Genomic DNA, 12931 nt, shown 5'->3' with positions numbered 1-12931 from the left:
CTAAATTCAGCTGATTTAATTCCCAAGATTAAACCCGGATTGGTACAGAACTGACCACAGCCTAAAACTACTGAATCAGCCAAGTCCTGTGCAATTTTTTCACCACGGTTTTTTAAGGCTTCGGGCAACATCAACATCGGGTTAATACTACTCATTTCAGCAAACACCGGAATCGGTTGTGGTCGGGCTGCGGCCATATCACATAAAGCACGACCACCACGCAGTGAACCGGTAAAACCAACTGCCTGAATTAAAGGATGCTTAACCAGTGGTTCACCCACACCATTACCGTAGATCATATTAAACACACCTTTTGGCATATTTGATTTTTCTACGGCACGTTCAATTGCCTGCGCTACAAAGTCTGCTGTCGCCATATGTCCACTATGGGCTTTCACCACTACAGAGCAACCTGCTGCCAGTGCCGAAGCAGTGTCACCACCCGCAGTTGAGAATGCTAAAGGAAAGTTACTTGCCCCAAAGACTGCAACAGGGCCAACACCGATTTTAATCTGGCGCAGGTCTGAGCGAGGTAAAGGCTGACGCTCAGGTAAAGCAGTATCAATACGGGCACCTAAAAAATCACCACGGCGCAATACTTTGGCAAACAAACGCATTTGCCCACTGGTACGGGCACGTTCACCTTGTAGGCGTGCAATTGGCAAAGCGGTTTCCTGTGAGACAATTTCAAGAAAATCTGTACCCAAAGCATCGAGCTCATCGGCAATATTTTCTAAAAAAACTGCACGCTGTTCAGGTGAGGTATGGCGGTAAGTCTTAAAGGCTTGACTGGCTGCTTCACAGGCCTGATTAATCTCTTGCTCGGTTGCATGGTGAAACTCATAAGGCAAAGTTTCACCAGTCGTAGCATGAATACTTTTTAATAAGGTTGTACCTTGCGCGCTGCGTGAACCGCCAATAAAGTTGTGTCCAATGACCATTTTTATATTCCTTAGAGAGTAATAACTGAACCGATCGGTAATTCGGGTTGCATATGAGCAAGTTTGTTTTTGAGTGGATGACCGAACTCTTTCATTTCGATTTCAAACTCATCATTAACCTGCGCTTGAATACCATCGGCAAAAGATAGAGTCGCTGTACCGAAGTAGTGAATATGTACATCCCCTGCTTTTAAAAATTGTTGATACTTAAAGTGGTGATATTCCAGATTTGCCAAGCTATGGCACATATTGTCCTCACCCGACAAAAACTCTTTTTCCCAAATAATTTGTCCATCACGGCGCAAGCGGCTGGTTCCGACTAAATGTTTTGGTAACTCGCCCGTCCGTAAAGCTGGACCAAAACTGCAAAAACGCAATTTTGAATGGGCCAGATATAAATAGTTACGGCGCTCCATCACGTGATCAGAATATTCATTGCCCAGCGCAAACCCGATTCGGTAAGGCTTTAAATCTTCGCCAATAACATAGAGGCCTGCGATTTCAGGTTCTTCGCCGCCGTCTTCAGCAAATGGGGGTAAAGGTAATTCAGCTCCCGGTCTTACCACAATTGAACCATCGCCTTTATAAAACCATTCCGGTTGCGCACCGATCTGACCTTCTGCTGGACGGCCCTTTTGTAGCCCCCATTGAAATATTCGCATGGTGTCGGTCACCGAGCTGTCATCACTTAAATTTTGTTGATGCATTTTGTCGCGTGCAGATGCAGAACCTAAATGGGTTAAACCTGTACCGGAAATTAAGCAGTGCGTTGGATCTGGATGATCTAAAGGCGGCAATACCTTTAAATCTGCTAATAAAGATGAATAATCATAAGTTTCGGACTCAAACCCTAACGCCTCAACTTGTTGTTCCAGTGAAACTTTATTGCGGATTGCTAAAAGTGCTAAATCACGAACCGATTGAATATCTTTAACCGGATATGCCATGTTGCCTTCTACTTTCGCGACGGCACGTTGATTTGCACGATTCTCAAATTGAATAATTTGCATGTTTTATTCCTTACAAAGGCTTTTGAATATTCACTGTTTGTGTTTTTTGACGTTCGAGCTTGGCATAGACGATGTAAGTCAGAATCAAGCCAAAAAGCATGACGATAGATAAGAAATACAAACCAGCAGCCATATTTCCCGTGTATTCTTTTAACAGTCCGATCCCAAATGGACCGACATAGCCACCTAAATTTCCAACAGAGTTAATTAAGGCGATACCAGCCGCTGCACTTGCACCCGTTAAGAAACGACCCGGTAATGTCCAAAACACGGCAGTCGATGAAAATAGACAGAACGCAACTACAGCCAAAGCTGCCAACTGCATAACTGGAGAATTTAGCCAACCACTTAAAAACATTGCACAAGCACCTAGTGCATACAGAAAACTTAAGTGTCCGTAACGATCGTTCAGGCGGTCAGTACTACGCGGAATAATGAGAAGTCCAATAATTCCAAAAATATAGGGAATGCTAGATAAGAACCCAATTTGAATATCACTACCTCCGCCAAATTGCTTAATAATGGTAGGAAGCCAGAGATTTAAACCATAAATACTTAAAGTTACCGGTAAGTAGTAAAGTGCTAATAAAAGTACGCGTTTGTCTTTTAAAGCATGTAGTGGATTGGCATGTCGGGTTTGGTCATATTCGGCTTCATCTTTAACGAGTTCATTTTTAAGCCATTGTTTTTGTTCAATGCTTAACCATTTTACTTTATCAATGTTATCGGGCAGCCACAAAAATGTAGGTAAAGCCAATAAAACCGCGGGCAAGCCAACTGCAACAAACAACCATTGCCAGCCGTGTAAATTTGCAATGCCATCCATTCCAAGTAATAGACCAGCTAAAGGCCCTGCAATCATCATGGCAATCGGTTGTGAAAGCACAAACATTCCCATGATTTTTCCGCGATGCCGCACCGGATACCACTGCGTAATTAGGTATAAAACACCAGGGAAAAAACCCGCCTCTGCTACACCGAGTAAAAACCTTAAGAGATAAAAACTTTTAGGGCCTTGAATAAGCGCCATGGCCATGGTGATGAGGCCCCATGTTAATAAAATGCGGGTAAACCATTTACGAGCACCAAATTTGTCTAAAAGCAAATTACTTGGAACTTCAAAAAGAAAATATCCAATAAAAAATAAGCCAGCTCCTAGACCATAGGCAGCATCACCAATTCCTACATCGGCACCCATATGCAAATGAGCGAACCCGACAGCGGCCCGATCAATGTATGCCACCAGATATAGTATGACTAATGCAGGTATCAGCTTAAACGTGACCGTCCGTATTACATCCTTTTCGAAATCCATGTTCGACTCCATTTCCTATTATTTACTTATAGAGCATCTTGCTCGTAAATTATCCTTTCAATTTAAAATATAGTAATACTATTTAAATTTCAAACCTTTTAAAAATAAAATTTATGGTGTATTTTTAATTTAATTAATTATAATAGTAATACTATATAGGGAAATTTGTATGAATAACAAACAAGTTCTTCGTTCGGCTGCCTGGTTTGGTACAACGGATAAAAATGGCTTTATGTATCGCAGCTGGATGAAGAACCAAGGAATTCCAGATCATGAGTTTCAAGGCAAGCCCATTATTGGAATTTGTAATACGTGGTCTGAACTCACCCCATGTAATGCGCATTTTCGAAAAATTGCCGAACACGTAAAAAAAGGGATTTTAGAAGCGGGCGGCTACCCTGTTGAGTTTCCTGTATTTTCAAATGGTGAGTCGAATTTACGTCCTACCGCCATGTTTACCCGTAACTTAGCCAGTATGGATGTTGAAGAAGCGATTCGTGGTAACCCTATTGACGGTGTGGTGTTACTGACAGGTTGTGACAAAACCACCCCTGCATTATTAATGGGAGCTGCAAGTTGTGATATTCCTGCCATTGTAGTGACTGGTGGACCAATGCTGAATGGTAAGCACAAAGGTAAAGACATTGGTGCAGGTACCATCGTTTGGCAAATGCATGAAGAGTTAAAAGCAGGCAAAATTGATTTAAATGAATTTTTATCTGCCGAATCTGGTATGTCACGCTCAGCTGGTACATGTAATACCATGGGCACGGCTTCTACAATGGCTTGTATGGCTGAAGCCCTAGGCACTTCTTTACCCCACAATGCGGCCATTCCAGCGGTAGATTCTCGCCGTTATGTGTTGGCTCATCTTTCAGGTATGCGCATTGTTGACATGGTTCATGAAGATTTACGCCTTTCTAAAATCTTAACCAAAGAAGCCTTTGAAAATGCGATTAAAGTCAATGCAGCTATTGGTGGTTCAACCAACGCCGTGATTCATTTAAAAGCAATTGCTGGACGCATTGGGGTTGATTTACAACTGGATGACTGGAACCGTGTTGGCCGCGGCATGCCAACCATTGTCGACTTACAGCCTTCGGGTCGTTTTTTAATGGAAGAGTTCTATTATAGCGGCGGCTTGCCAGCCGTGATTCGTCGCATGGGTGAAGCCAATCTCTTACCACATCCTCAAGCTTTAACCGTAAACGGTCAAACCATTTGGGAAAACTGCCAACAGTCACCTATTTATAATGATGAAGTGATTCGGAAAATAGATAATCCAATTCGACAAGATGGCGGTATGTGTATTTTGCGCGGAAATTTAGCGCCTAAAGGTGCGGTGCTTAAACCATCTGCTGCCACACCGGAGTTGATGAAACACCGTGGTCGTGCAGTCGTATTTGAAAACTTCGATGATTATAAATCCCGTATTAACGACCCAGATCTAGATGTCGATGAAACTTGTATTCTTGTGATGAAAAATGCTGGCCCTAAAGGATATCCGGGCATGGCCGAGGTTGGAAATATGGGACTACCACCAAAAATTTTAGCCAAAGGCATTACCGACATGGTTCGTATTTCCGATGCACGAATGAGTGGAACAGCGTATGGTACGGTCGTTTTACATGTTGCCCCTGAAGCTATGGCAGGTGGGCCTTTGGCCGTAGTTCAAAATGGTGACTTTATCGAACTTGATGCCTATGCTGGAAAACTTCACCTAGAAGTGAGTGATGAAGAACTTAAGCAACGTCTTGAAAATTTAGCACCACCAGCTCCACCAAGTTTTATTGGCGGTTACCGTAAGCTCTATGTAGAACATGTTTTACAAGCCGATGAGGGTTGTGATTTTGATTTCTTGGTCGGTTGCCGTGGCTCAGAAGTTCCACGTCATTCCCATTAATATTTATTCTTGAAAAAGATGATCTTGTTAAAACACAAGGTCATCTATACCATAGGATATTCAACATGTCGTAATAGTGAAATATGAGTAAAGCTGACTATAAAAATCCTATTCCAAGCAAAAGCCAACATGCATTAATTGTTCAACAATTGGGATTAAAAATCGTTTCTGGAGAAATCTCAGAAAATGAAAAACTCCCAAGTGAAGTTGATTTATGTGAGGAATATAAAGTCAGCCGCCCTGTCTTTCGCGAAGCAATACGCGTTTTAAATGCTAAAGGCTTAACTTATTCAAGGCCCAAAATCGGAACAGTAGTTCGACCTAAAGAAGAATGGCATTTACTCGACCCAGATGTACTGTTCTGGTTGATTCAAACCACGCCTGAGCACGAGTTTTTTAAAACACTTTCTACCGTACGACGCGTTTTAGAACCGGAGTTAGCCTATATTGCGGCAAGTACAGCAAATGAAGAAGATATTGAGCGTATTAAGCAAGCCTATGAAGGAATGGAAAAGGCAACAACAGTTGAAGAATTTATAGAGCCAGATATCCAGTTTCACTTAGCAATTGCCAAAGCAACGCATAATGACTTATTGGCTTATATGTCAAAAATGCTGGTTTTACCTTTGCAGCAATCGATTCAAGTCACCAGTCTACGCCCAAATTTACAAGGTCATTCATTACCAAGACATAAAGCAATTTTGACAGCAATTGAAAATAAAGATCCGCTCTCTGCTCGTCATGCTTCACTGGTTCAGCTAGACGATACTAAAATGGCTTATGATTTAATTAAAAAATAATTTTCTCTATGTATTAGAAAAAGCCTGCTGACTCCAAATTAAAGTGATCAGGCTTTTTATGTATAAATTAGAATACTTTTTTAACTGAGACAGTAAATGTCGAATCAATCGGATTTGAAATTGGTGCATCTGGTTCACCATTACTATAATTTCTATAGTATCCGTCTTTGTCCCACGCTTTGGTATAAGCTAACCCTGTAGTCCAGCCATCACCTAAATCTTTAATAAGTTCGACTTTCATATCCTGAAAATTAGCTTCTGAGAAGTTTTTAATTCTTTCATAGCCATAGTGGGCACCAAAAGTCCAACTTTCATTGATCGGCTGTGTAAAGTTGAGGTCTAAATAGGTTGTTCCTCGTGAACGTTTACCTTCCGGTCCACCCATCGTATTTGAGTTATAACCTGCGTAATCTGGGGTATAGGTAATAAAATATTTGAGACTTAAAGGACCATAGCCAATTTGGGGCACAATTTCGCCATAGTTATAGCTTGTACTCCCCGTTTCAGGCGTACTTTTTGCACCTGGGTAATAATAATAAAAAACAGACATTCCAATTGAGAATTTATCGATAGTTTTTAAATAACCTGCATAAAAGTCCCATTCAACTGAAGCATCGCGGAGATAGTTTGAACTTACATTGGATGCCCAAGTACCCATAAATAGCCCATTCGGATTTGCATAGTCGAAGCCAATTTGTAGTGCAGGCTTACCCCAAGTTTGTTGGAAACCACGTGAAATATATTGACTTGCAAAAGTCACATTCGCACTATACGGAGAAATTTGTTCTTGTTCATTTAATTGTTCAGCATGTACAACACCTGTAGACATAATGAGAGAAGCTATACCTAAAATTTTTCTCATTTAATAATTCCTTTTACATATTACCTATAGGTTTAAAGTTTTAAAATAACATGATAATTCAATTTAAAGCGTATTAAAAATTTATAAATTCAAATTTCTGGATACTTCTTCTTCGCTATAGATCTCTTCAATACAATCTAAGATTTTAGGAATATAGGAACTTTGGTCCATGTTGCGCATGGATAGAGAGATGGGACTATAGGCTTCTAAGTCTAAGATATTTAAATAAGTTAGATTCTTCATTCCAATGTCGCAGGCGCTTTCCGGAATAATACAAATACCCTCTCCGGATGCCACTAAGCCAAGTGCCATATGAATTTCTCGTACTTCAGTCAGCTTGGCGGGAACAAGACCTAATTTGGTAAATAAAGCTTGAATAGTGGTCGAAAAATTTGGTTTAGGTGTGGTTGGATAAGAAAAAATCGTCTCATTGATAATTTGAGATAAATAAATTCCTGACTCTTGGAAATCACTTAATGGGTGTTTTTTATGGATTGCGAGTTTTAATTTTTCTTTTCTGAGTAAAAGTCGCTTAATGGCTGGATCACTAATTGGTAATCGACCAAAACCTAAATCAATTTTACCGAGTTTTAATGCTTCCACCTGATCTCGTGTACCACATTCAATAAGCTCGACATGAATGTCAGGATTTTTTTGCCTAAATAGATAAATGACCTGTGGTAATCGCCCATAAAGAAGCGAACTCACATAACCAACTTTAACAACATTCTCGACCAGCTTCATTTTTTTAGCCATCGAAGCAGCTTGAGCGGTGTGCGTCAAAATTTGTACCGCATGCTGGTAAAAAAACAGCCCTGCTTCCGTTACTTTTAATGGACGAGAGCCTTTTTCGAATAAATCGATCCCTAATTCTTCTTCTAGTTTTTTGATTTGGCGTGTTAAAGGTGGCTGAGCAATAAAAAGCTTTTCTGCAGCTTTCGTCAGACTCTGTTCTTCAACAACGGTAACAAAATAACGTAGATGTCTTAATTCCATTAATATACCTTTTTAGTATCTTAAAATACCGTTCTATATCTATTTTAGGCTATTACATTCTTCTATGGTATACAAACAAGTTCGTAATAGTTGAAACTTCATGTATAGAACCATAGAAACCATACTTGTGGATATTCCAACTATCCGTCCTCACCAGTTGTCTGTGACTACTATGCGTACCCAGACTTTGGTACTCGTTAAAATTACGACCACGGATGGTATTGTCGGTTGGGGTGAAGCCACCACCATTGGTGGGCTGAACTATGGTGAAGAAAGTCCTGAGAGTGTCAAAGCCAATATTGATACCTACTTTGCACCATTACTGACATCAGTTAAAGATTTAAATGTTGCACAAACACTAAAACTGATTCGTAAAAATATTAATGGTAACCGCTTTGCTAAGTGTGCCATTCAGACTGCCCTACTTGATATTCAGGCCAAACGTTTAGGTGTGCCATTAAGCGAAGTTTTAGGTGGACGTCTGCGTAATAGTTTACCTGTGCTTTGGACGCTTGCGTCTGGTGACACGGAAAAAGATATTGCTGAAGCTCGCAAAATGATTGAGCTAAAGCGCCACAACACGTTCAAACTTAAAATTGGTGCGCGTCCTTTACAGCAAGATGTTGACCATGTGATTGCTATTAAAAAAGCATTAGGTGCTGATGTTAGTGTACGTGTAGATGTGAACCGTGCATGGTCAGAACTTGAGTGTATTCATGGTATTCAACAGCTCCAAGATGGTGGAATCGATTTAATCGAACAGCCATGTGCCATTCAAAATACCGAAGCACTTGCTCGCCTCACCCAACGTTTTGATGTAGCCATTATGGCTGATGAGGCTTTAACTGGACCTGACAGCGCGTACCGTATTGCAAAAAATCATGGTGCAGATGTATTTGCCGTAAAAATTGAACAATCTGGTGGTCTGATTGAAGCATGTGAAGTTGGCAAAATTGCTGGTTTGGCTGGTATCGATCTATATGGCGGCACTATGCTTGAAGGTCCTGTAGGAAGTATTGCATCGGCCCATGTATTTGCAACTTTTGAAACGTTAGCGTTCGGCACTGAATTATTTGGTCCGTTATTACTTACCGAAGAAATTTTAAAAGAGCCGCTACGTTACGAAAACTTTGAATTGCATTTACCGACAGCTCCGGGCTTAGGCATTGAAATTGATGAAGATACGATTGAGAAATTACGTCGTTAAGGCAACAGGATAAGGAGTTTCCCATGTTATTTCATGTACGTATGGATGTGCATATTCCACTTGATATGCCAGCCGACAAAGCAAATGAAATTAAGGCCGTTGAAAAGGCTTATTCGCAAGACTTACAACGCCAAGGTAAATGGCGTCATATCTGGCGAATTACAGGTCAGTACTCGAACATCAGTATTTTTGATGTAGAGAGCAATGAAGAATTGCACAACATTTTACAAGGTTTACCTCTCTATCCATATATGGACATTGAAGTGATGGCACTTAACCGTCATCCATCTTCTGTCCGTGATGATGATTCGTAAATAGAAAGAATTTTTTAAATGTGATCTCTGAAGTCCATTTAAAAACCAAGCAGATTATTCAGAAGGTAACAAGGAACGTGGCGGCACTTATTCGCTAGCAAAACAAAATGCCCGCAGCGCTGCCACCCAAAACCGTATTGCATACTTAAGGAGTTTTAGTATGAACCGTCAACAAATTGATGCGCTTGTAAAACAAATGAATGTCGACACTGCAAAAGGCGAAGTTGATGCACGTGTTCAACAAATTGTAGTGCGCCTTCTTGGGGATTTATTTCAAGCCATCGAAGATTTAGACATCCAGCCTTCTGAAGTTTGGAAAGGTTTGGAATATTTTACCGATGCAGGTCAAGCAAATGAACTTGGTCTTTTGGCAGCAGGCTTAGGTCTTGAACATTACCTTGACTTACGTGCAGATGAAGCAGATGCCAAAGCTGGTATTACAGGCGGTACACCTCGTACTATCGAAGGTCCACTTTATGTTGCTGGCGCACCTGAATCAGTTGGCTTTGCACGTATGGATGACGGAACTGAGACTGGCAAAATCGATACCTTAATTATTGAAGGTACGGTAACCGACACTGATGGCAATATTATTGAAAATGCCAAAGTTGAAGTATGGCATGCCAACAGTTTAGGTAACTATTCATTCTTTGATAAGTCACAATCTGACTTTAACTTACGCCGTACCATTTTCACCGATGCAGATGGTAAATATGTAGCGTTAACCACTATGCCAGTTGGTTATGGATGCCCTCCTGAAGGTACAACTCAGGCTCTTCTTAACAAGTTAGGCCGTCATGGTAACCGTCCATCTCACGTTCACTACTTCGTTTCTGCACCGGGTTACCGCAAGCTGACTACTCAATTCAACATTGAGGGTGATGAGTATTTATGGGATGACTTTGCTTTCGCTACTCGTGACGGTTTAGTGGCAACAGCAGTAGATGTCACAGACCCTGCTGAAATTCAACGCCGTGGTTTAGATCACGCTTTCAAACACATCACATTTAACATTGAATTGGTTAAAGAAGCCGCTGCTGCTCCTTCAACTGAAGTTGAACGCCGTCGCGCTAGTGCTTAATTGAAAGTGTATGTGAGTTAAAAGTTCGCTTTTGACTCACAAAATTTACTCCATTTATTACTACCATTAAGAATTTCAATAAATTTTTAGCGGTAGTAATACATCACGTTACCTCATGCTCTAAGGTTTCTCACATGATTGACAAAAGTAAGTCCTCACTAAGCGAGGTTTTATCGCAAATTAAAGATGGTGCAACCATTCTGATTGGTGGTTTTGGTACCGCAGGACAACCCGCTGAACTCATTGACGGTCTGATTGAACTTGGCGTTAAGGACCTGACCATTGTGAGCAACAATGCCGGTAATGGGGATTATGGTCTGGCTAAACTGCTCAAAGCCGGTTCTATTAAAAAAGTGATTTGCTCTTTCCCACGTCAGTCGGACTCTTATGTGTTTGATGAACTGTACCGTGCCGGAAAGGTTGAACTTGAACTGGTACCGCAAGGCAATCTGGCGTGTCGTATTCAGGCAGCGGGTATGGGCCTTGGCGCTGTGTTTACCCCAACAGGCTTTGGGACACTTTTAGCTGAAGGTAAAGAAACCCGTGAGATTGATGGTAAAGATTACGTGCTTGAGTATCCGATCAAGGCTGACTTTGCCCTGATTAAAGCCTACAAGGGCGACCGCTGGGGCAATCTGGTTTACCGTAAATCTGCACGTAACTTTGGCCCGATCATGGCCATGGCTGCTGATGTCACCATTGCCCAGGTTTCTGAAGTGGTTGAACTGGGTGGATTAGATCCGGAACACATCATTACCCCAGGTATCTTTGTACAGCACGTTGTACAAGTACAGCCCGCACAGTAAGCAATAAGGAGAAATAACATGAGCTACCAGAAACTCAGCCGTGACCAGATTGCACAACGTGTGGCACAAGATATTCCGGATGGTGCCTATGTCAACTTGGGTATTGGCTTACCGACCAAGATTGCCAGCTACTTACCTGCTGACAAAGATGTCTTCCTACATTCTGAAAATGGCCTGTTGGCTTTTGGCCCACCACCAGCGGCAGGTGAAGAAGACCCTGAACTGATTAATGCGGGTAAAGAGTTTGTGACCATGCTTGAAGGCGGCAGCTTTTTCCACCATGGCGATTCATTTGCCATGATGCGTGGTGGTCACCTTGATATTGCGGTGCTTGGGGCATTTCAGGTTGCTGCGAATGGTGACTTGGCGAACTGGCACACGGGTGCACCGGATGCGATTCCTGCTGTTGGTGGTGCAATGGATTTGGCAGTTGGTGCCAAGAAAGTATTTATCACTACAGACCATGTAACCAAACAAGGTGAGCCGAAGATTGTGGCTGAGCTGACCTATCCGGTAACGGGTAAACACTGTGTTGACCGTATTTACACTGACCTGTGTGTAATTGATGTGACCAATGATGGTTTAAAGGTGATTGAGAAAGTTGAAGGTCTTAGCTTTGATGAGTTACAGGCTTTAACCGGTGCAACTTTGATTGATGCGACTCAAGGGTAAGGTTTATACAGCAAAGACCTATTCCACAGCGTTCACTATCGTGACAGGCGACATGGATGTCGCCCGTTGGACAGGGAGGCAAAGAAGCCTCCTCTGTTCAACAAAGGTTTTTGTTACTTTTGACCTTTCAAAAGTAAGGTATCGCTTATGCAACAGACCTATGGATATCACAATAAATTACAGCTGTGATGTTATTCGTTGATATGAAAATTTATAAAGCATCACAACGGAGTCTTATCTGTTTAAGTCAGGTACCACCAGCTAATTCGTGTCACTTTTTTAAAAAAGTAACCAAAAACCTTTGTTACTCAGACACAACCTCCCTGTTGTGCTGAGCAACGAGGCGACATCCATGTCGCCACTGCGAAATACTTACGGAGAATGGCTAAAAAGGCCTGAAGTAAAGGACAAAAGTTAGAATGAAAAACGCTTATATCATCGATGCCATCCGTACTCCATTTGGCCGTTACGCCGGTGGCCTTGCACCTGTCCGTGCCGATGACCTTGGCGCTGTGCCAATTAAAGCACTTATACAGCGTAACCCAGGTGTAGATTGGGAACAGGTCGATGATGTGATTTATGGCTGTGCCAATCAAGCCGGTGAAGATAACCGTAATGTCGGCCGTATGTCAGCACTACTTGCTGGGTTACCGTATCAGGTTCCAGCAACCACCATTAACCGTTTATGCGGTTCTTCACTCGATGCCATTGCTATTGCTGCCCGTGCCATTAAAGCAGGTGAAGCGAACTTGGTGATTGCAGGTGGTGTAGAAAGCATGAGCCGTGCACCTTATGTAATGGGTAAGTCTGACAGTGCCTTTGGCCGTAGTCAGAAGATTGAAGACACCACCATGGGCTGGCGTTTCATTAACCCTAAACTTAAAGAATTGTATGGTGTAGACACCATGCCCCAGACTGCCGAAAACGTTGCTGAACAGTTCAACGTCAATCGTGCAGATCAGGACCAGTTTGCCTTGGTGAGCCAACAACGCACCGCAAGCGCGCAAGCCAAAGGCTTTTTTTC

Annotated in this window: 13 protein-coding genes; 8 read left to right on the top strand and 5 right to left on the bottom strand. The window is 42.0% G+C overall.

What is annotated here, in order from left to right:
* The 3 genes from MKL36_RS02435 to abaQ all read right to left on the bottom strand — a co-directional run.
* The coding region (locus MKL36_RS02435) for an aldehyde dehydrogenase family protein (RefSeq protein ID WP_270908966.1) at window positions 1-941 on the bottom strand (941 nt) is incomplete at its 3' end.
* A gap of 11 nt (window positions 942-952) precedes the next feature.
* Entirely contained in the window at window positions 953-1951 is a 999-nt protein-coding gene (gene araD1 / locus MKL36_RS02430) for an AraD1 family protein (RefSeq protein WP_001165773.1), read from the bottom strand.
* Between the two features lie 10 nt (window positions 1952-1961).
* Entirely contained in the window at window positions 1962-3266 is a 1305-nt protein-coding gene (gene abaQ, locus MKL36_RS02425) for a multidrug efflux MFS transporter AbaQ (RefSeq protein WP_000345069.1), read from the bottom strand.
* A gap of 169 nt (window positions 3267-3435) precedes the next feature.
* Between abaQ and MKL36_RS02420 the strand changes: the two genes are divergently transcribed.
* Window positions 3436-5169, top strand: a complete 1734-nt coding sequence (locus MKL36_RS02420; RefSeq protein ID WP_001060819.1) for an IlvD/Edd family dehydratase — start codon at window positions 3436-3438, stop codon at window positions 5167-5169.
* 83 nt (window positions 5170-5252) lie between these two features.
* The gene (locus MKL36_RS02415) at window positions 5253-5969 is read left to right on the top strand and encodes a FadR/GntR family transcriptional regulator (protein WP_000029961.1); all 717 of its coding nucleotides are present in this window, start codon (window positions 5253-5255) and stop codon (window positions 5967-5969) included.
* Window positions 5970-6036: 67 nt separating this feature from the next.
* Here the strand turns inward: MKL36_RS02415 and MKL36_RS02410 are convergent, their stop codons facing one another.
* Window positions 6037-6831 (bottom strand): TorF family putative porin, encoded by a 795-nt coding sequence (locus tag MKL36_RS02410; protein ID WP_021511232.1) that lies wholly within the window; start codon window positions 6829-6831, stop codon window positions 6037-6039.
* Between the two features lie 81 nt (window positions 6832-6912).
* Window positions 6913-7827 carry a LysR family transcriptional regulator gene (locus MKL36_RS02405; RefSeq protein ID WP_000423293.1) on the bottom strand — a complete coding sequence of 305 codons (915 nt, stop codon included), beginning with the start codon at window positions 7825-7827 and terminating at the stop codon, window positions 6913-6915.
* A gap of 100 nt (window positions 7828-7927) precedes the next feature.
* Here MKL36_RS02405 and MKL36_RS02400 point away from each other — a divergent pair, with 100 nt between their 5' ends.
* From MKL36_RS02400 to MKL36_RS02375, 6 genes are all read left to right on the top strand, one after another.
* Entirely contained in the window at window positions 7928-9034 is a 1107-nt protein-coding gene (locus MKL36_RS02400; RefSeq protein ID WP_021511231.1) for a muconate/chloromuconate family cycloisomerase, read from the top strand.
* Between the two features lie 23 nt (window positions 9035-9057).
* Entirely contained in the window at window positions 9058-9348 is a 291-nt protein-coding gene (catC, locus tag MKL36_RS02395; protein WP_000897235.1) for a muconolactone Delta-isomerase, read from the top strand.
* 160 nt (window positions 9349-9508) lie between these two features.
* Entirely contained in the window at window positions 9509-10429 is a 921-nt protein-coding gene (catA, locus tag MKL36_RS02390) for a catechol 1,2-dioxygenase (protein WP_001081618.1), read from the top strand.
* 134 nt (window positions 10430-10563) lie between these two features.
* Window positions 10564-11235: a 3-oxoacid CoA-transferase subunit A gene (locus MKL36_RS02385; protein ID WP_021511230.1), complete on the top strand. Its 672-nt coding sequence runs from the start codon at window positions 10564-10566 to the stop codon at window positions 11233-11235.
* Window positions 11236-11253: 18 nt separating this feature from the next.
* On the top strand, window positions 11254-11907 hold the full coding sequence (locus MKL36_RS02380) for a 3-oxoacid CoA-transferase subunit B (RefSeq protein ID WP_021511229.1): 654 nt from the start codon (window positions 11254-11256) through the stop codon (window positions 11905-11907).
* 419 nt (window positions 11908-12326) lie between these two features.
* A partial coding sequence (locus MKL36_RS02375; RefSeq protein ID WP_270908965.1) for a beta-ketoacyl synthase N-terminal-like domain-containing protein occupies window positions 12327-12931 on the top strand: 605 nt, incomplete at its 3' end.

The sequence above is a fragment of the Acinetobacter sp. AOR12_HL genome (assembly GCF_027855275.1).
In the GTDB taxonomy this organism is placed as follows: Bacteria; Pseudomonadota; Gammaproteobacteria; order Pseudomonadales; family Moraxellaceae; genus Acinetobacter; species Acinetobacter baumannii.
Note: the sequence above shows the minus strand (reverse complement) of the source record. Positions and strands in the feature narration are given on the sequence as shown.

Coding starts and splice junctions, on each gene's coding strand:
- MKL36_RS02385 (WP_021511230.1), top strand. CDS start 10,564: ATGATTGACAAAAGTAAGTCCTCACTAAGCGAGGTTTTATCGCAAATT.
- araD1 (WP_001165773.1), bottom strand. CDS start 1,951: ATGCAAATTATTCAATTTGAGAATCGTGCAAATCAACGTGCCGTCGCG.
- MKL36_RS02420 (WP_001060819.1), top strand. CDS start 3,436: ATGAATAACAAACAAGTTCTTCGTTCGGCTGCCTGGTTTGGTACAACG.
- catA (WP_001081618.1), top strand. CDS start 9,509: ATGAACCGTCAACAAATTGATGCGCTTGTAAAACAAATGAATGTCGAC.
- catC (WP_000897235.1), top strand. CDS start 9,058: ATGTTATTTCATGTACGTATGGATGTGCATATTCCACTTGATATGCCA.
- abaQ (WP_000345069.1), bottom strand. CDS start 3,266: ATGGATTTCGAAAAGGATGTAATACGGACGGTCACGTTTAAGCTGATA.
- MKL36_RS02405 (WP_000423293.1), bottom strand. CDS start 7,827: ATGGAATTAAGACATCTACGTTATTTTGTTACCGTTGTTGAAGAACAG.
- MKL36_RS02410 (WP_021511232.1), bottom strand. CDS start 6,831: ATGAGAAAAATTTTAGGTATAGCTTCTCTCATTATGTCTACAGGTGTT.
- MKL36_RS02415 (WP_000029961.1), top strand. CDS start 5,253: ATGAGTAAAGCTGACTATAAAAATCCTATTCCAAGCAAAAGCCAACAT.
- MKL36_RS02400 (WP_021511231.1), top strand. CDS start 7,928: ATGTATAGAACCATAGAAACCATACTTGTGGATATTCCAACTATCCGT.
- MKL36_RS02380 (WP_021511229.1), top strand. CDS start 11,254: ATGAGCTACCAGAAACTCAGCCGTGACCAGATTGCACAACGTGTGGCA.